The organism is Telluria sp. ZB2R32 (genome assembly GCF_059685715.1).
Map to the genome: position 1 here is coordinate 473,663 of NZ_JCASIG010000001.1, position 17,536 is coordinate 491,198.

Annotated in this window: 17 protein-coding genes; 1 reads left to right on the plus strand and 16 read right to left on the minus strand. The window is 63.8% G+C overall.

The features are described from left to right. Positions 1–63 precede the first annotated feature (63 nt). From AC56LG_RS02070 to rpsP, 9 genes are all read right to left on the minus strand, one after another. Complete coding sequence (locus AC56LG_RS02070) at positions 64–2,814, minus strand: M16 family metallopeptidase (protein WP_497164471.1); 2,751 nt, start codon at positions 2,812–2,814, stop codon at positions 64–66. A 138-nt stretch (positions 2,815–2,952) separates the two neighbouring features. Then, a complete protein-coding gene (locus AC56LG_RS02075) occupies positions 2,953–3,402 on the minus strand; it encodes a CBS domain-containing protein (protein WP_497164472.1) in 450 nt (149 codons plus the stop codon). A 98-nt stretch (positions 3,403–3,500) separates the two neighbouring features. Continuing rightward, a complete protein-coding gene (locus AC56LG_RS02080) occupies positions 3,501–3,848 on the minus strand; it encodes a DUF3579 domain-containing protein (protein ID WP_497164473.1) in 348 nt (115 codons plus the stop codon). Positions 3,849–3,965: 117 nt separating this feature from the next. Beyond that, positions 3,966–4,925, minus strand: coding sequence for a CobD/CbiB family protein (locus AC56LG_RS02085; protein WP_497164474.1), 960 nt, complete (start codon positions 4,923–4,925; stop codon positions 3,966–3,968). Positions 4,926–5,015: 90 nt separating this feature from the next. Beyond that, positions 5,016–5,687 carry a CoA pyrophosphatase gene (locus tag AC56LG_RS02090; protein WP_497164475.1) on the minus strand — a complete coding sequence of 224 codons (672 nt, stop codon included), beginning with the start codon at positions 5,685–5,687 and terminating at the stop codon, positions 5,016–5,018. An 88-nt stretch (positions 5,688–5,775) separates the two neighbouring features. Continuing rightward, the gene (gene rplS, locus AC56LG_RS02095) at positions 5,776–6,162 is read right to left on the minus strand and encodes a 50S ribosomal protein L19 (protein WP_497164476.1); all 387 of its coding nucleotides are present in this window, start codon (positions 6,160–6,162) and stop codon (positions 5,776–5,778) included. Between the two features lie 126 nt (positions 6,163–6,288). After that, positions 6,289–7,047, minus strand: coding sequence for a tRNA (guanosine(37)-N1)-methyltransferase TrmD (gene trmD, locus AC56LG_RS02100; RefSeq protein ID WP_497165010.1), 759 nt, complete (start codon positions 7,045–7,047; stop codon positions 6,289–6,291). 26 nt (positions 7,048–7,073) lie between these two features. After that, a complete protein-coding gene (gene rimM, locus AC56LG_RS02105; protein ID WP_497164477.1) occupies positions 7,074–7,637 on the minus strand; it encodes a ribosome maturation factor RimM in 564 nt (187 codons plus the stop codon). Between the two features lie 15 nt (positions 7,638–7,652). Beyond that, positions 7,653–7,907: a 30S ribosomal protein S16 gene (gene rpsP / locus AC56LG_RS02110; protein ID WP_379785996.1), complete on the minus strand. Its 255-nt coding sequence runs from the start codon at positions 7,905–7,907 to the stop codon at positions 7,653–7,655. A gap of 276 nt (positions 7,908–8,183) precedes the next feature. Here rpsP and AC56LG_RS02115 point away from each other — a divergent pair, with 276 nt between their 5' ends. Continuing rightward, a complete protein-coding gene (locus AC56LG_RS02115; RefSeq protein WP_497164478.1) occupies positions 8,184–8,594 on the plus strand; it encodes a TM2 domain-containing protein in 411 nt (136 codons plus the stop codon). Between the two features lie 14 nt (positions 8,595–8,608). Here AC56LG_RS02115 and AC56LG_RS02120 read toward each other — a convergent pair whose 3' ends face one another. The 7 genes from AC56LG_RS02120 to ugpQ all read right to left on the minus strand — a co-directional run bounded on the left by AC56LG_RS02120 (position 8,609) and on the right by ugpQ (position 17,535). After that, entirely contained in the window at positions 8,609–9,265 is a 657-nt protein-coding gene (locus tag AC56LG_RS02120; protein WP_497164479.1) for a hypothetical protein, read from the minus strand. Positions 9,266–9,505: 240 nt separating this feature from the next. Next, complete coding sequence (locus AC56LG_RS02125; RefSeq protein WP_497164480.1) at positions 9,506–11,296, minus strand: acyl-CoA dehydrogenase; 1,791 nt, start codon at positions 11,294–11,296, stop codon at positions 9,506–9,508. 188 nt (positions 11,297–11,484) lie between these two features. Further along, on the minus strand, positions 11,485–12,417 hold the full coding sequence (locus AC56LG_RS02130) for an electron transfer flavoprotein subunit alpha/FixB family protein (RefSeq protein ID WP_497164481.1): 933 nt from the start codon (positions 12,415–12,417) through the stop codon (positions 11,485–11,487). A gap of 12 nt (positions 12,418–12,429) precedes the next feature. Further along, a complete protein-coding gene (locus AC56LG_RS02135) occupies positions 12,430–13,179 on the minus strand; it encodes an electron transfer flavoprotein subunit beta/FixA family protein (protein WP_192054361.1) in 750 nt (249 codons plus the stop codon). Positions 13,180–13,374: 195 nt separating this feature from the next. Beyond that, entirely contained in the window at positions 13,375–13,632 is a 258-nt protein-coding gene (locus tag AC56LG_RS02140) for a sulfurtransferase TusA family protein (RefSeq protein WP_192054359.1), read from the minus strand. A gap of 318 nt (positions 13,633–13,950) precedes the next feature. Further along, entirely contained in the window at positions 13,951–16,566 is a 2,616-nt protein-coding gene (gene alaS / locus AC56LG_RS02145) for an alanine--tRNA ligase (RefSeq protein WP_497164482.1), read from the minus strand. A 186-nt stretch (positions 16,567–16,752) separates the two neighbouring features. Further along, a complete protein-coding gene (gene ugpQ, locus AC56LG_RS02150) occupies positions 16,753–17,535 on the minus strand; it encodes a glycerophosphodiester phosphodiesterase (protein WP_497164483.1) in 783 nt (260 codons plus the stop codon). Position 17,536: the final 1 nt, after the last annotated feature.

A 17,536-nucleotide genomic window follows, 5' to 3' on the forward strand; every position in this document is an offset into this window, starting at 1 on the left:
TGCCGAATAATGCTAAAGAGCAACATTCTACCGCCCTGGCGCGGATTCACCAAGAGGCGGCGCTCACGGCACAGACTTGACCTTGCTCTGGTCGCCCGCCATCACCACCGACAGCTTCGTTGGGTCGATCGCCTTGCGGAAGGCGGCGTTCAGCTGCGCCAGCGTGACCGCCATCAGCTTCGCTTCGAACTGGCGCGACCAGTCGTAGGTGCGGCCGCGGTACAGGTAGGCGGTCCAGCCGGCGGCGAGCGCGCCATCCTCGGCGCGGGTCTGCTGGCGCTGCTGCATCAGCCCTGATTTGGCGCCGGCAAGTTCGCTTGCGGTAAAGCCGTCTTTCACTGCGCGCGCCAGTTCGGCGCGAATGGCGGCATCGAGCCGCTGCAGGTTCTGCGGCGCGGCAATCGCGCTGATGCCAAAGGCGCCGGCCCGGTCGCGGTCACCCGCTTCCAGCTGCGAACCGCCGCCATACGACAGGCCGTCCTTCTGGCGGATGCGGTCCATCAGGCGCGAGCGCAGGCCGCCTTCGCCAAAGATGTAATTGGCCAGCATCAGGGCCGGATAGTCCGGATCGTCGATGTTCAGGTCGAGGTTCAGGCGCGCGCTATAAAAGCCGTTTTCCTTGTCGGGCGTGTCGAGCGTGGTCTTCAAGGGGGCGATCTCGGCATGACGGCGCAGCACCGGCGCCACGTTGGCCGGTGCTTTCCAGGCGCCGAACAGTTCGTCGACCAGCGGTGCGATGGCGGCCGCATCGAAGTCGCCGACGATCGCCATCTCGGCCGGCACGCTGCCGTAGAACTCGCGGTGGAAGGCGCGCAGGTCTTCCAGACGCGCTGCGTTCAGTTCGGCCAGGTCTTCGTCAAAACTGTTCGCGTGGCGCACGTCGCCTTTCGGGTAGAGGTCGAAATGGCGCGCCAGCGCGCGCGCAGCCACTGCCTGCGGCTCGGCGCGGCTGGATTCGAGGGCGACCAGCGCCTGGCGCCGCAATTGCTCGAACTCGGCCGCCGGGAAGGCCGGCTCCTTGAGCACGTGCGCGACCAGGCGCAGGGCGTCGGGCAAGTGTTCGCGCGTGGTCTGGAAGTGGGTCAGGCCGCCGGCAATCTTCAGACGGTCGAATTCGTCGGCCAGTTGTTCGCGCGTGTAGCGGCTGGTGCCGCGCATGAGCATGGCGCCGGTCAGTTCGGGCACCGCGCCCTTGCCGAACAAATTCTGCTCATCGCCGATGTGCTGGCGCAGGTTGACCGTCACCGCTTCGCCGCGGTTCTTCTTGGGCAGCAGCGCCAGCTTCACGCCGCCTTTGGTGACGAGCTGGGTGCGCTTCATGATGTTGTCCTGGGTCGGCTCGAAGTCTTCGGCGACCAGGGTCGAGGCTTGCGGCTTGAACGTCTTGAGGATGCTCTCGACGCTCGGCGCCGGCGGGATCACGGCGCGCTGCGGCGCATCTTCGGGCAGGAAAGTGCCGGTGACGCGGTTGTCGCGCCGGAAGTAGCGTTTGGCCACGTCCGCCACCTCTTGCGGCGTGATGGTCTTGATGCGCTCGCGGCCCGTGAAGAACAGGCGCCAGTCGCCCAGCGCGATCGTCTCGGACAGCGCCACGCCGACGCGCTGCGGATCGTTCAGGCTGCGCTCCATTTCGTTTTCGACCATGCGGCGGATGCGCGCCATCTCGTCGCCGGTCGGCGGCTTGTCGCCGAAGGTCTCGACCGCCTCGGTGAGCGCGGCGCGCACCGGTTCGAGCGGCTCGCCCTTCTTGACCACCGCGCCGATGTATTGCAGGCCGGGCGCGTAGCCGGTTTCGCCGAAGCTGAATACCTGGCTCGCCTTGCCGGTTTCGACCAGCGCCTTGTGCAGGCGTCCGGTCGGCACGTCGCCCAGGATCGCCGAGGCAAACGCCATCACGTCGCTGTCGTCGTGCAGGCTGGACGGCACCTTGTAGCCGAGCATGACGATCTGGACGTCGCCCTGGCGCCGCACCGCGAAGCTGCGCTCGCCGTCCTGGGTCGGTTCGACCGTCCAGAAGGCGGGCAGCGTACGCGCCGGTTTCGGAATGGCGCCGAACTGGCGCGCGATCTTCGCCAGCGTGGCGTTCGCATCGAACTTGCCGGCCACCAGCAGCACCGCATTGTCGGGCTGGTACCAGGTGCGATAAAACGCCTGCAGGTTGGCGATCCTGACGTTCTCGATGTCGCTGCGGTTGCCGATCGTCGAACGGCCATAGCTGTGCCAGTCATAGGCGATGCTCTGCATGCGTTTCATCAGCACGCTGGAAGGCGAATTCTCGCCGCTCTCGAACTCGTTGCGCACCACCGTCATCTCGGAGTCGAGGTCCTTTTGGGCGATGAAGGAACCGGTCATGCGGTCCGCTTCCATCTGCAGCGCCCAGTCCAGGTTCGCCGGTGACGCCTGGAACACTTCGTAGTAATTGGTGCGGTCGAGCGAGGTGGTGCCGTTGAAATCCATGCCGCGGTCGGCGAACTGGCGCGTGATGTCGGGGTTCTTTTTCGAGCCCTTGAACAGCAGGTGTTCGAGCAGGTGCGCCATGCCGGTCTCGCCGTAATTCTCGTGGCGCGAGCCGACCAGGTAAGTGACGTTGACGGTGACGGTGGGACGCGAATTGTCCGGGAACAGCAGCACCTTCAAGCCATTGTCCAGCCGGTATTCGGTGATGCCTTCGACCGAGGCGCCGAGGGTGACGCCTTTCGGCAGTACCGCTTTTGGCGCGGCCAGGACGCTGCCGGCGGCAAGGAAGGTACAAGCGGCAAAGGCGCCCGCGATCAGGTGCGCAGGCAAGCCGCGCTGGTCGTTCGTCAAATTCATGTCATCCCGTCAGTAGCGTGCGCCTGGTGCGGCGCCAGCGGCGATGGTAACAGATGGTTGTGCGGGATGATGCCGCCGCGCACTAGTCTGGTGCGGGGCGGCGGGACAGGCTGTCCGACTCTCCTTTGCCAGGGCGCTCTAGTGGCGGGCCCTCTTCTCGTGGGCTTGCTGGTTGCCACTGATGCGCGACAGGTCGCCCATCTCTTCGGCCAGGAATTCGAGCAAATCGTCGGCACTGACGATGCCGGCCAGGCCGCCGTTGCGGTTTACCACCGGTACCCGGCGGATACCGCGCAGGCGCATGTGCTCGATGGTCTGGTAGACGTCGTCTTCCTCGCCGCAGGTCAGCAGGTCGTCGCTCATGATGTCGCCGACCTGCAGGCTGGCCGGATCGAGGCCGAGCGCGACCACCGAGACAACGATGTCGCGGTCGGTGACGATCCCGACCGGAATGGCCTGGCCGTCGTCGCCGTCGACCACGACCAGGTCGCCCACATGGTGCTTGCGCATCAGCAGCGCCGCGCCCTGCACGGTTTCGTCGCGCCCGCAGCTGATGGTCTGGATGGTGCAGATGTCGCTGATGTTCATGGTGAGTTCCTCCCCGCTGGTCGTAGCCGTCCGATACGGACTTAAGCTAATGCGGGAAGGTTGGAGACGTTTGAGTTAGCTCAAACGCTCCGTGGAACTCAGGTCTTCTGGTCGCCCGGCAATTCGACGAAGCAGGCGTCGACGACTTGCAGGTCGTTATCCTTGGCAAAATTGACGACGAAGTGATAGGCCAGCGGTTCGGCTTTCTTCAGCTTGTTGTCGACGACGACAGCCTTGACGCCGTTCACCACGGTCGGGTGCACGTAGGGGGAGAACTGCAGGTGGGCGTGGCGCCCGCCGCTGCCTTCGGGACGGAAGCAGGACATGACCCCGCACAGGCGCTCCGCCCAGTCGCTGGGGCGGAACTGCCTGCCATTGCTTGTGAGGCCCAGGATGAAGAATTCGCCGGTGGCGCCTTCTGTCCCGGTATGCGGTAACTCGGCCATAGTGCTGCTTTTGAATGCTGCGTGGAGGAGACGACAGGTATTATATCTTATAGAAGACTTGGGCACGAGGCTTGTCTCGACAACTTTCGGGACAGGGCGCGCGAGCGCCCTTTCGCGTCAACCCAGCCAGGCCATGCTCGACAGCAGTAACAAGAGAATCATCCATAGTATCAGGGCGCGCCAGACAAGTCCCACCGTGCTTTGCAGTGCGCGCAGGCTCGGCTCTTCGCCGGGGAGGACGTCGGTGTCGGCATCGCTCAAGTCGACCATGGCGGCGTCGACCGGCAACAGTTGCGGCGCGTTCTCGTTCGGCGTGCCCAGGCGCACGCCCATGGCGCCGCCGCCGGCGGCCAGGATGATACCGCGCGACTCGTCCGCCCAGCGGTCGGCGAAATTGCGCCAGGCGTAAATAGCGTCCTCGAAATTGCCGACCACGGCAAAGGCGATCGCGGTCAGGCGCACCGGAATCCAGTCGATCCAGTAAAAGGCTTTGGCGGCGAACTGGCCGAAGGCTTCGTTGCGCATGTGTTCGGGTTCGTTCCAGGCGCGCGCCAGGTATTCCGAGACGCGGTACAGCACTGCGCAGGCGGGCCCGGCCGGCATCAGGAACCAGAAGAACACGCCGAACACGCTGCGGTGGGTGGTGATCAGGGATTTCTCGACCGCGATGCGGGCAATCTCGGTGGCATCCATGCCGACCGTGTCGATGCGCACCCACTCGGCCAGCAGCACGCGCGCCGTGGCTTCGTCGCCGCTGTTCAGGGCCAACTGGATCGAGGTGAAATAATGGCTGTAGTGGCGGAAACCCAGCGTCAGGTAGACGATGACGACGTTCCAGGCAAAGGCCAGGAACACCAGGCCATAGTATTGCAGCACCCAATAGACGAGCGCGACCGGCACGACCAGGGTCGCCATCATCAGCAACCAGCCCATGCGGCCGTTCTTCGGCTCGCCGGCATTGAACCAGCCTTCGATACGCATCGCCAGGCCCTTGATGCCGCCGTAGACCTGGTTATCCGCGCGCAGCGGTTTCAGCTGTTCGATGATCAGTGCGCACAGGATGGAAAAAAATGTCATGCAAGTCCTTCTTTTGTTATGGCAATACCACGCTGCCCGCTACGATAGCGCAGGTGAACGCCATAATCAAATCACGGCTTGTAAGATTTTTTATGCACGCAGGAAATGGAACAAGTTACGCAGCATCCCTGCCGTCGCGCCCCAGATGAAGAAGCGCTCATACGGCATCGCGTAAAAACTGCGCCTGCCCTTCCCTTCCGGCAGGTCGACCGACATGCGCTGGTGGTGCATGCCGTTCATCAGGAAGGCGAGCGGCACTTCAAAGATTTCGGCGACTTCGCCCGGGTCGGCGGTCAGTTCGAACGGCGGCTTGACCAGGGCAACGACGGGCGCGACGCGGTAGGCGCTGCCGGTGATGTAATCGGGCAGCACGCCGACGATCGACACGTGGCGCCGGTGCAGGCCGATTTCCTCTTCCGATTCGCGCAGCGCGGTTTCGATCGGCGATGAATCGAGCTCTTCGGCACGGCCGCCGGGAAAGGCGATCTGGCCGGCATGGCTGGACAGGTGGTCGGTACGCAGGGTCAGCAGGACACTCAAACCCTCGGGGCGCTCGACCAGCGGTATCAGCACGGCGGCGCGGCGCAGCTTGAAGCCCGGCGTGATCCAGGACTCGTCCGGCGTTTCCGGGGTCCAGGCCAGGCGCGAGCGGGCGAAGCGCGTGCGCAGGTGTTCCACCGTCAGGGAAGCGGGGTCGATGGCGGGCTCGCCGGCGATGGCGTCGACCGGCAGGCGGGAGGGATCCAGGGGCACCTTCACCAAAACGTTCTCCTTGTTACAACGGTGTTACAACTCGCCGATAAAGAAAAAGGCATCCCGGGGGATGCCTTTTCTCTCTCCACAGACGCGATTACTGAGCGGCTGGGGTTGCTGCAACTTTACGCTGTGGCAGCTTTTCTTTGATACGTGCCGACTTGCCCGAACGCTCGCGCAGGTAGTACAGCTTGGCGCGACGGACGTCACCGCGGCGTTTCACTTCGATCGAAGCGATCAGCGGCGAGTACAGCTGGAACGTACGCTCGACGCCTTCACCCGACGAGATCTTGCGAACGATGAAGTTCGAGTTCAGGCCGCGGTTACGACGCGAAATGACGACGCCTTCGTATGCCTGGGCGCGCTTGCGGTTGCCTTCGACGACGTTGACGCTGACGATCACGGTGTCGCCTGGTGCGAAATCAGGAATGGCACGGCCGAGGCGCGCGATTTCTTCCTGTTCGAGTTGTTGAATCAGATTCATTCTTATGACTCCAAAAACCATCTTGCCGGCGCATGTCGTTATTACTGCGATGCCCGGTATAGGATGGGGTTGAACGCAAAGGCAACATGCCCCTGTGTTTCGCACCGATGCGGTGCATTTTCCAGCTTACTCCGCAGGACGGAGCGTCGCCAAAAACGTTTCGTCGGCCGGCGTCAACTGGCCCGCTGCGCGCGCCTTGTCCAACAATTCCGGCCGTTTCTGCCATGTCGCCTCCAGCATGCGCTGGCGGCGCCATTTGGTAATCTCTGCGTGATTGCCGCCCATCAGAACCGGCGGTACCGGCACGCCCTCGTACACGTCGGGGCGGGTGTAGTGCGGCGAGTCGAGCAAGCCGTTGACGAAACTGTCTTCGACCGCCGAGGCATCGTCGCCCAGCACACCGGGCAACAGGCGCACCACCGCATCCATCAATGCCATCGCCGGCAATTCGCCGCCGGAGAGCACGAAGTCGCCGAGCGAAATTTCCTCGTCGACCACGCGGTCCAGCAGACGCTGGTCGACCGCTTCGTAGCGGCCGCACAGGATGACCAGGCCCGGCTCATCCTTCAGCGCCATGACGCGTTCGTGCGTCAGCGGTTTGCCTTGCGGCGACATGAACACCACGCGCGGCGGCGGCAAGCCGCGTTCGACCTGGCGCGCCTTGGCCGCGGCGATCGTTGCCTCGAGCGGCCGGGCCAGCATCACCATCCCGGGCCCGCCGCCATATGGGCGGTCATCCACGGTGCGGTGGCGGTCGGTCGTGAAATCGCGTGGATTCCACAGCGTCAAGCCCCAGCGTTCCTGCTCGAAGGCGCGGCGGGTGACACCCGACTGCGTCAACGCGGCAAACATCTCGGGAAACAAGCTCACGACGTCAAATTGCATCATGACCTCGTCTCGAACGGACCGGGTTAATAATCCAGGCCCCAGTCCAAAGTAATCTTTTTCGACTTCACGTCGACGTGCTTGACGAACTGGTCCACAAACGGAACGAGGCGCTCGGGCGCCTTTTCACTGCTGTCCGGAGCGGCGACGGGTTCGATGCGCAGGATCGACTGCGGACCGTTGCTCATCATGTCGATGACGGTACCGAGGGCTTCGCCTTCGAGGTTCACCGCATCCATGCCGATCAGGTCGGACCAGTAATACTCGTCTTCTTCAAGCGCGGGAAATTCGGCGCGCGAAACGTGCACGGCAGCGCCCTTGAGCGCCTCCGCGGCATCGCGGCCAGCCATCCCGACCAGGGTGGCGACCACGTCGCCGCCATGCATCTTCGCGGTCCGCACGGTGACGGACCGCAGGCTCGGCTTGTCGAGCCACCAGGTTTTCACGTTCAGCAGCGCATCGGCATCCGTCGAGAACGGCGTGACGCGGATGGCGCCGGCGATGCCATAGGCACCGGCCACATACCCGACCTGGGTCAGGTCGTCAGGGGCTTGCGCCCCATTCGCAACTGCTGCAACTGAATCGGCCAAACCTGGTACCTTGCTTTAGGCTGCTGCGGCCGGGGTCTGCTGAGCGACCAGGCGAGCGACGGTTGGCGACAGTTGTGCGCCAACGCCTTGCCAGTAGGCCAGACGGTCAGCGGTGATGCGCAGGCCCACTTCGGCGCCCGAGGCCATCGGGTTGTAGAAACCGATGCGCTCGATGAAACGGCCATCGCGGCGGTTGCGCGAATCGGTTGCAACGATGTTGAAGAACGGGCGCTTCTTGGCGCCTCCACGAGCTAAACGAATAACGACCATAATAATTCCAAAAAGTTGTGCTGGACGGAGAAAGCCGACGATTATAGCGCGCAATGCCGGGTACCAGCAAGCGTTTATAAGAGGGGCGCGCAGTCCCGGCTGAATCGGGCATTATCCGCTATTTTCGGCGCGGCCGCTACCTGCCCCTCTCCTTCCCTTCCATCCCGGACCGCCGATACATTGGATTTACATAAAAGTTAATGCCTTTGTGACGTTTATGGACGATACTTTTCCCTTTCGTGTAACACATCCGTTCATCTTTACAACTGCAACTGCATGGCACACAAAAACAAGACGCTGGCCACCGCGCTGGCGCTCATCCTGGGGACACTGGGAGCGCACCGCTTTTACCTGCATGGCGGCGTCGACCGCATCGGCCTGCTGCACATCAGCAGCCTGCCGATTGCCGGCATCATCTTCAGCAACGCCAATGGCTTGCATTCCTTCTATGCGCTGCTGCCGCTGCTGGTCTCGGCCATCGCCGCCTGCATCGGCGCGCTGGTCATCGGCCTCACGCCCGACGACAAATGGGATGCCCGCTTCAATGCCGCTTCAAGCACCACGTCGCGCTCGACCTGGGTGCTGGCCGTGCTGCTGGTGACCACCCTGCTGGTCGGCGCGACGCTGCTGATCGCCACCATCGCGCGCCTGTTCGACCTGATGTATACAGGCGGCGCCTACGGCTGAGCCGGCAGCTGCGCTTACAGCCCGGTCGGCCACCGGTATTTCGGCAACACGGCCGGCGCGGCGCCGCTGACGATCACGATTTCGCGGTGCGGCACCAGTTCCAGCGCAGCCGGGTCGCCGCTATAACGCGTCAATTTCTCATTCTCGACCAGGTAGAAGCGCACCGGCCCGGCCAGGCCGGCCGTGCCGTTCACACCCAGCGGCTGGCCCCAGAGCGCAAACAGCTGGGCCAGCGTGAACTTCTTGGCGACATCCGCTTCCATGTGCACCATGCCCATCACGTCGTGGGTATGCAATTCGTAGGTGCAGCCGCTGCGGCCCAGGTTGTCGGGCAAGCCGAGCCGCGTGCCTTCCTTGTAGATCGATACCAGCGAGTGTTGATGGTAGGTGATCATGCCCGTGCAGGCGACGCCGCTGACCGGCACCCGCCCGGCAGGCGCGCTCCAGGCGCCCCATCCGGGCGCGGCGCCGCTGGTCGCCGCCACGAGATCGGTGAAAGTGGTGGCGAGCGTCGGATCGGGCGCGGGCGGCGGACTCGGCTGGACCGGGTCGGGGCTGGTTTGTACAGGTCCCCGGTCGGAACCGCCGCCACCGCCGCAGGCGGCCAGCACGAAGAGGGAGCAAGCGGCGAGCGCCGGCAAGCGGATCGCACGGGTAAGCAAATTCGTCATTGTGAACTCCAGGTATGGATGGGGTAAGACGACTTTACGAACGCGGCCGTAATGTCCCGTTTAACCTGGATCAAGCTCAGCAAAATGGTCGCGTTTTTCCATTACGTAACGGCGGGCAGGTTGAGTGGAAGGAATTGTTTATTTGGCCGTGCAAAGGGTGTATCCGCGTGGGCAGAGCCCACCCTACAAATGCAAAAAAAGCGGCCCGCAGGCCGCTTTCCTATCATCAAGCAAGATCGGTCAGAACTGATCGATCTCCAGCGCCAGCACGCCGGCACTGCCCTCGACGATGGCCGAACGCAGGCCGCTTGCGCCGGACAGGATGTGGTCGGCGAAGAAGCGCGCGGTGGCGATCTTCGCGCGCAGGAAGGCGGCGTCACCTTCCCCTGCATCGAGTTTCTGCTGCGCGGCCAGGGCCGCGCGCGCCATCTGCCAGCCGCCCAGCACGATGCCGGCCAGCTTCAGGTACAGCACCGAACCGGCGAACACGCCCTTGATGTCCGACTTGACGTTGGCGACGACAAAGTCGACGACTTCTTCCAGCGCCGCCGAGCCGAGTTCAAGCTGGCGGCGGATCGCCGCAAAATCGGCGCCCTGCACTTCGCCCAAAGCAGCTTCAACCTCACGCACCTGGGCGATGATCGATTTCGCGGTCGCGCCGCCGTCGCGCACGGTCTTGCGGCCGACCAGGTCGTTGGCCTGGATCGCGGTCGTGCCTTCGTAGATCGTCAGGATCTTGGCATCGCGGTAATGCTGCGCCGCGCCGGTCTCTTCGATGAAACCCATGCCGCCATGCACCTGCACGCCGTCGCGCGCCACGTGTTCGCTCATCTCGGTCGACCAGCCCTTGATGACCGGGACCAGGTATTCGTAGACGGCGAGGTTCGACTTACGCGTCGTTTCGTCGGCGTGGTAGTGGGCGACGTCGGAAATGCCGGCGCCGACGTAGGCCAGCGCACGCGCGGCTTCGGTCTGGGCGCGCATCGACATCAGCATGCGGCGCACGTCCGGATGATTGATGATGGCGACCGGACCGGCGGAACCGGCGAGGTCGCGCGACTGGATGCGCTCCTTCGCGAACGCGACCGCCTGCTGGTATGCACGTTCGGCCAGGCCGATGCCCTGCATGCCGACGCCGAAGCGGGCCGCGTTCATCATGATGAACATGTATTCCAGGCCGCGGTTTTCTTCGCCGACCAGGGTGCCGATGGCGCCGCCGTTGTCGCCGAACTGCAGTACCGCGGTCGGGCTGGCCTTGATGCCCAGCTTGTGTTCGATCGAGACGCAGTGGGCATCGTTGCGCGCGCCCGGGGTGCCGTCGTCGTTGATCATGAACTTCGGCACGATGAACAGCGAGATCCCCTTCACGCCCGGCGGCGCGTCCGGCGTACGCGCCAGCACCAGGTGGATGATGTTCTCGGCCATGTCGTGCTCACCATAGGTGATGTAGATCTTGGTGCCGAAAATCTTGTAGGTACCGTCGCCCTGCGGCACGGCGCGCGTGCGCACGGCGGCCAGGTCAGAACCGGCCTGCGGCTCGGTCAGGTTCATGGTGCCGGTCCACTTGCCGGAGATGAGCGGCTCGAGGTACAGGGCTTTCTGTGCGTCGGAACCGGCCGTCAGCAGCGCTTCGATGGCGCCGTCGGTCAGCAGGGCGACCAGGGCGAACGAGATCGATGCGGCGTTGAGCATTTCGGTGCACGGCGTGGCGACCAGCTTCGGCAAGCCCTGGCCACCGAATTCGGCCGGGTGCTGCACGCCCTGCCAGCCCGATTCGCCAAAGGCCTGGAAGGCGACCTTGAAGCCGGCGGCGGTGGTGACCTGGCCGTCGTGCCAGAAGCTCGGCTCCTTGTCGCTCGGCTGGTTCAGCGGCGCAACGACTTCGCCGCAGAATTTCGCGTTCTCTTCGAGCACCGCTTCCACGGTATCGATGGTCGCGTCTTCGCAGCCTGGCAGCTGGCTCACCTGCTGCAAGCCGGCCAGTTCGTTCAGGACGAACAGCATGTCTTTGATCGGGGCTTGGTAGCTCACCTTGGTCTCCTCAGGATTGGATATGGAACAGGCCACGGCATCCTGGCATTTGCCGGACAGCGTGGCCTGAGTTTTGTTCTTGTAGGGTGGGCTCTTGAGCCCACGCGGTTGACGTGCGCATCACCCGTCGCACCGCTACTCGATCGCGGCGGGTGAACCGCGTGGGCACAAGTGCCCACCCTACGTTTTTAGCCGAGTTCCTTGACCAGCTCAGGGATGACCTCGAACAGATCGCCGACCAGGCCATAATCCGCCACCGAGAAAATCGGCGCTTCCGGATCCTTGTTGATGGCGACGATGGTCTTCGAATCCTTCATGCCCGCCAGGTGCTGGATCGCGCCCGAGATGCCAACGGCGATGTACAGGGTCGGTGCGACGATCTTGCCGGTCTGGCCGACCTGCCAGTCGTTCGGCACGTAGCCGGCATCGACGGCGGCGCGCGAGGCGCCCATGGCGGCGCCGAGCTTGTCGGCCAGCGGTTCGAGCAGCTTGAAGTTGTCGCCCGAGCCCATGCCGCGGCCACCGGAGACGATGATCTTGGCGGCGGTCAGTTCCGGACGGTCCGATTTCGCCAGCTCGCGGCCGACGAAGGCCGACTTGCCGAAGTCCGCTGCAGCAGCGATGGTCTCGACGGCGGCCGAGCCGCCGGTGGCGGCAGCGGCATCGAAGCCGGTGCCGCGCACGGTGATGACTTTTACGCTGTCCGTCGACTGCACGGTGGCGATCGCGTTACCGGCGTAGATCGGGCGCTCGAAGGTGTCCGGGGAGTCGACCTTGGTGATTTCCGAGATCTGGGCCACGTCCAGCCTGGCGGCCACGCGCGGCAGGATGTTCTTACCGTAGGCGGTGGCTGGCGCCAGGATGTGCGAGTACGAACCGGCGACGGCCAGGATCTGCTCGGCCACGTTTTCGGCCAGGCCGTCGGCGAAGTACGGCGCGTCGGCGACCAGCACTTTGGAAACGCCGGCGATCTGCGCGGCGGCTTCGGCGGCGGCGCCGCAGTTCGAGCCGGCGACCAGCACGTGGACCTCGCCACCGCACTGGGCGGCGGCGGTCACGGTGTGGTGGGTTGCGCCCTTGAGGGAGCCATTGTCGTGTTCAGCGATGACGAGTGCGACCATGATGTTTCCTTATTAGATGACTTTGGCTTCGGTACGCAGCTTGGCGACCAGCGTGGCGACGTCCGGCACCATGATGCCTGCCGAGCGCTTGGCCGGCTCGACGACTTTCAGGGTTTTCAGGCGCGGGGTCACGTCGACGCCGATGTCGGCCGGCTTGATCGTTTCCAGCGGCTTCTTCTTCGCCTTCATGATGTTCGGCAGCGTGACGTAGCGTGGCTCGTTCAGGCGCAGGTCGGTGGTGACAATCGCCGGCAGGTTCAGGGCCACGGTCTCGAGGCCGCCGTCGACTTCACGGGTCACGGTGACCTTGCCGTCTTCCAGCACGACTTTCGAGGCGAAGGTGGCTTGCGGCCAGCCCAGCAGGGCTGCCAGCATCTGGCCGGTCTGGTTCGAATCGTCGTCGATCGCCTGCTTGCCCAGGATGATCAGCTGCGGCTGTTCCTTGTCGGCCAGCGCCTTCATGATCTTGGCCACGGCCAGCGGCTCGGTGTCGCCCGCGGTTTCCACCAGGATGCCGCGGTCGGCGCCGATGGCCATGCCGGTGCGCAGGGTTTCCTGGCACTGCGGCACACCGATCGAAACCGCCACCACTTCGGTGACCTTGCCGGCTTCCTTCAAACGGGTCGCTTCTTCGAGCGCGATTTCGTCGAACGGGTTCATCGACATCTTGACGTTGGCGATATCCACGCCGCTGCCGTCGGACTTGACGCGGACCTTGACGTTATAGTCGACCACGCGTTTGACGGGTACCAGGACTTTCATAGGTGTGCCTTTGAAAAATTGAAGAGGTAGACTTCGCTAAAGTGGTGCAGATTATAAGAGAAAAACTGCTGCAGAACTAAATTAAAGCACGATCGTGCGATTTTTGGCTAGAGGGATGCTTCCAAAAATGCCGGATCGAGGGGAAAAGAGGAACGGGCGGGGCATCATGCGCCCCGCCGTCGATCTGGAAAGCGCTTACTTGCGGCGCATCAGGAAGACAAACTCGCCATTGCTGTGCGAGTGGTGCAGCAGTGCGTTGCCGGTCTGCTTGGCGAACGCCTGGAAGTCGCGGACGGAACCGGTGTCCGTGGCCGTGATGCGCAGCACCTCGCCGGAAGCCAGCTCGGCTAGCGCCTTCTTGGCTTTGAGAATTGGCAGCGGGCAGTTCAAGCCGCGCGCATCCAGATCCTTCTGGAATTGAATCGTATCAGTGTCGAGAATGGTGTCGCTCATCGCATGCCTGCTTAGGTGGTGATACTGGATTTGGAGTCTACTCCAATTTCTGGATTATGACGCGCCGCACCAAAATAGTCACGAAATGTTGCGTGCTTGCACCGGAATGGTTGTCGTGGTGAAAGATTACAGGAGGTTGCAGGGGTTGGTGCACCGTTTTGATGCGTTGAAGCGGGATGCGGGTGGTGTACCAGGCATATGGGCAGGGTGGACGGGTCCCCCGTCCACGCGTTCAACCAGCGCCATGGCAGCCGTAACAGGTGCTCTACCATGCGTTGAACGCATGGACGGCGGAGCCGTCCTCCCTACAGCGAACGATTACGCCCGCTCACCCACCCAACCGGCCACGCCGGCCAGCGCCGCCGGCAGTCCCGACGGATCGGTCCCGCCCGCCTGCGCCATGTCCGGACGCCCGCCACCCTTGCCGCCCACTTGCTGGGCGACGAAGTTGACCAGTTCGCCGGCTTTCACTTTACCGGTCGCGTCCTTGGTCACGCCGGCGATCAGGCTGACTTTACCGTCGAGCACGCTGGCCAGCACGATGGCGGCCGTACCTAGCTTGTCCTTGAGCTTGTCCATGGTTTCGCGCAGGCTCGTGACGTCGGCGCCTTCCATCGTCGCGGCCAGCACCTTGATGCCGTTTACGTCGACCGCCTGGTTCACCAGCTCGTCGCCCTGCCCCGCCGCCAGCTTCGACTTCAATGCGGCGATTTCCTTTTCCAGCAGTTTCACCTGGTCCTGCACCTGGGCGATACGCGACGGCAGTTCGTCCGGGCCGGTCTTCAGCGCCGACGCGGCAGCCAGCAGGCGTGCGTTGGTCTGCTGGACCCAGGCCAGCGCGCCTTCGCCCGTCACCGCCTCGATGCGGCGGATGCCGGCGGCGACGCCGCCTTCCGACACGATCTTGAACAGGCCGATGTCGCCGGTGCGGGTCACGTGGACGCCGCCGCACAGCTCTTTCGAGGAGCCGATGTCGAGCACGCGCACTTCGTCGCCGTACTTCTCGCCGAACAGCGCCATCGCGCCATGCTTGACCGCGTCATCAAACGACATGTTCTGCGCCTGGGTCGCGTGATTTTCGAGGATTTCACGGTTGACGATCATCTCGACCTGGGCGATCTGCTCCTGGGTCACCGGTGCATTGTGGCTGAAGTCGAAACGGGTTTTATCGGGATCGACCAGCGAACCTTTCTGCTGCACGTGGCTGCCGAGGACTTCCTTCAGCGCCTTGTGCATCAGGTGGGTCGCCGAGTGGTTGCGGATGGTGCGCGCGCGCTTGGCCTGGTCGACTTGCGCATCCACGGTGTCGCCGACTTTCAGCGACCCCGAACGCAGCACGCCATGGTGGCCGAACACCTCGGCCTGGATCTTCAGCGTGTCTTCGACTTCAAAATCACCTGCACCCGCACCGCCGCGGATCAGGCCATGATCGCCGACCTGGCCGCCGGATTCGGCGTAGAACGGCGTCGTATCGAGCACGACGATGCCTTCCTGGCCGGCCTTGAGTTCCTGCACCGAGACGCCTTCGGAATACAACGCCAGCACGTGGGTGTTGTGGACCAGCGATTCGTAGCCGACGAACTTGGTCTTCTCGCCCGCGTACTCCACCTTGGCGGCCATCTTGAATTTGCCGGCGGCGCGCGCGGTCTTTTTCTGCTGTTCCATGGCAGCGGTGAAGCCGGCTTCGTCGAGCGTCACGCCGCGTTCGCGGCAGATGTCGGCGGTCAGGTCCAGCGGGAAGCCGTAGGTGTCGTACAGGGTGAAGGCGGTGGCGCCGTCGAGGTTTTTCGCATCCTTGGCCAGCTGCGCTTCCAGGATCTTCATGCCGTTTTCCAGCGTCTCGCCGAAACGCTCTTCCTCGGCCTTGAGCACCTGGGCGACGCGGTCCTTGGCGTCCAGCAGTTCCGGATATGCCGTGCCCATCTCGATGTTCAGGTCTTCGACCAGCTTGAAGAAGAACGGACGGGTCTGACCCAGCTTGTGGCCGTGGCGCAGCGCGCGGCGGATGATGCGGCGCAGGACGTAGCCGTGGCCTTCGCTGCTCGGGATGATGCCGTCGACGATCATGAAGGAGGCCGCGCGGATGTGGTCGGCGATCACCTTCAGCGAGTTGTTGTTCACGTCAGTCGCGCCGGTTTCGCGCGCGGCAGCCTTGATCAGCGCCTGGAACAGGTCGATCTCGTAGTTGCTGTGCACGTGCTGCAGCACGGCGGCGAGGCGCTCCATGCCCATGCCGGTGTCGATCGACGGCTTCGGCAGCGGCGTCAACACGCCCGATTCGTCGCGGTTGAACTGCATGAACACCAGGTTCCAGATCTCGATGAAGCGGTCGCCGTCTTCTTCCGGCGAGCCCGGAGGACCGCCCCAGATGTCGGCGCCGTGGTCGTAGAACACTTCGGTGCACGGGCCGCACGGGCCGGTGTCGGCCATCTGCCAGAAGTTGTCGGAGGCGTAGCGCGCGCCCTTGTTGTCGCCGATACGGATGATGCGCTCTTTCGGCACGCCGATCTCGTCCGCCCAGATGTCGTAGGCTTCGTCGTCTTCGAAATAGACGGTGACGGTCAGCTTCTCGGCAGGCAGCATGTAGACTTTCGTCAGCAGCTCCCAGCAATAGTTGATGGCGTCGCGCTTGAAGTAGTCGCCGAAGCTGAAGTTACCCAGCATCTCGAAGAAGGTGTGGTGGCGCGCGGTGTAGCCGACGTTTTCCAGGTCGTTGTGCTTGCCGCCCGCGCGCACGCAGCGCTGCACGCTCGTCGCGCGCGAATACGGGCGCGAATCGAGGCCGAGGAAGACGTCCTTGAACTGCACCATTCCGCTGTTGGTCAACAACATGGTCGGATCGTTGCCCGGCACGAGGGGGCTGGACCGTACGATCGTATGGCCCTTGGACTCAAAAAACTTGAGGAACTTTTCGCGAATTTCGGAAGATTTCATGTTGGTGGGGGCGGAAGGAGCGCAGTGCGGTAAGTAAAGCAACGATTATAGCAGTCGATGGTGACTTTATTTACAGGCCCACATGACGGGTTTTTTCGGGGTTCGCGGGGCTGTTGCCTGGGACGATATCGGTGTGCGTGATTCCTGGCGGGCATGCCCGCCCTATGAAACGCCGCACGTCACCGTTCAAATGAAATCCGGGCCGATCAGATCGATGCGGTCGGTACAGAAGGCGTCGACACCCCAGCCCAGCAACTCGCGCGCCCGCGCCGGATCGTTGACGGTATAGCAGAACAAGCCATATCCCGCCGCCCGCACCTCCTGCGCCAGCTGCGGCGTCAGGTGCCGGTGATTGGTATGAATCGCCACTGCTTGCACCGCTTGCGCGCGCCGTTCCCAGTCGGGCGGCAATTCGCTCATCAGGCAGGCACGCGGCATCTGCGGCGCGACCTCGCGCGCGGCTTCCAGTGCCAGCATGCTGAACGAAGACAGCAACGGCACCCGGTCCATCTCGCCGGCCGCGATCTCGTCGGCAAACAGCGCGGCGGCGATGCGCGCCACGGTGCCGCCGGTTTCGATGTCGTATTCAGGCGCCGGCTTGATCTCCATGTTCATCCACACCCCGTGCGCCTTGCAGAACCCGGCGAACTCGACGAACAGCGGCACCGGTTCGCCCTCGTGCGCGCGCGCGAACCAGCCGCCGGCATCCAGCAATGCCAGCTCGGCCGCGTCGTAGTCGAACACGTTGCCGGAGCCGGCCACAGTGCGTCCGAGATAGGGGTCGTGCATCAACACCGGCACGCCGTCGCGCGCGAGCATGATGTCGTATTCGATGGCGCGGTAGCCGCGTCTTAATCCCTCGCGCAGGCCGGCCAGCGTGTTTTCCGGCGCCAGCGTGCCGCCGCCGCGGTGGGCCAGCACGCGCGGATAGGGCCAGGCGCCGCGCTGTGCCGTGATGCGCGCTGCCATC

Bases quoted from the DNA above. Each gene is read 5' to 3' on its own strand.
- AC56LG_RS02070 (WP_497164471.1), bottom strand. From the start codon at position 2,814: ATGAATTTGACGAACGACCAGCGCGGCTTGCCTGCGCACCTGATCGCG.
- AC56LG_RS02075 (WP_497164472.1), bottom strand. From the start codon at position 3,402: ATGAACATCAGCGACATCTGCACCATCCAGACCATCAGCTGCGGGCGC.
- AC56LG_RS02080 (WP_497164473.1), bottom strand. From the start codon at position 3,848: ATGGCCGAGTTACCGCATACCGGGACAGAAGGCGCCACCGGCGAATTC.
- AC56LG_RS02085 (WP_497164474.1), bottom strand. From the start codon at position 4,925: ATGACATTTTTTTCCATCCTGTGCGCACTGATCATCGAACAGCTGAAA.
- rplS (WP_497164476.1), bottom strand. From the start codon at position 6,162: ATGAATCTGATTCAACAACTCGAACAGGAAGAAATCGCGCGCCTCGGC.
- trmD (WP_497165010.1), bottom strand. From the start codon at position 7,047: ATGCAATTTGACGTCGTGAGCTTGTTTCCCGAGATGTTTGCCGCGTTG.
- rpsP (WP_379785996.1), bottom strand. From the start codon at position 7,907: ATGGTCGTTATTCGTTTAGCTCGTGGAGGCGCCAAGAAGCGCCCGTTC.
- AC56LG_RS02115 (WP_497164478.1), top strand. From the start codon at position 8,184: ATGGCACACAAAAACAAGACGCTGGCCACCGCGCTGGCGCTCATCCTG.
- AC56LG_RS02120 (WP_497164479.1), bottom strand. From the start codon at position 9,265: ATGACGAATTTGCTTACCCGTGCGATCCGCTTGCCGGCGCTCGCCGCT.
- AC56LG_RS02130 (WP_497164481.1), bottom strand. From the start codon at position 12,417: ATGGTCGCACTCGTCATCGCTGAACACGACAATGGCTCCCTCAAGGGC.
- AC56LG_RS02135 (WP_192054361.1), bottom strand. From the start codon at position 13,179: ATGAAAGTCCTGGTACCCGTCAAACGCGTGGTCGACTATAACGTCAAG.
- AC56LG_RS02140 (WP_192054359.1), bottom strand. From the start codon at position 13,632: ATGAGCGACACCATTCTCGACACTGATACGATTCAATTCCAGAAGGAT.
- alaS (WP_497164482.1), bottom strand. From the start codon at position 16,566: ATGAAATCTTCCGAAATTCGCGAAAAGTTCCTCAAGTTTTTTGAGTCC.
- ugpQ (WP_497164483.1), bottom strand. From the start codon at position 17,535: ATGGCAGCGCGCATCACGGCACAGCGCGGCGCCTGGCCCTATCCGCGC.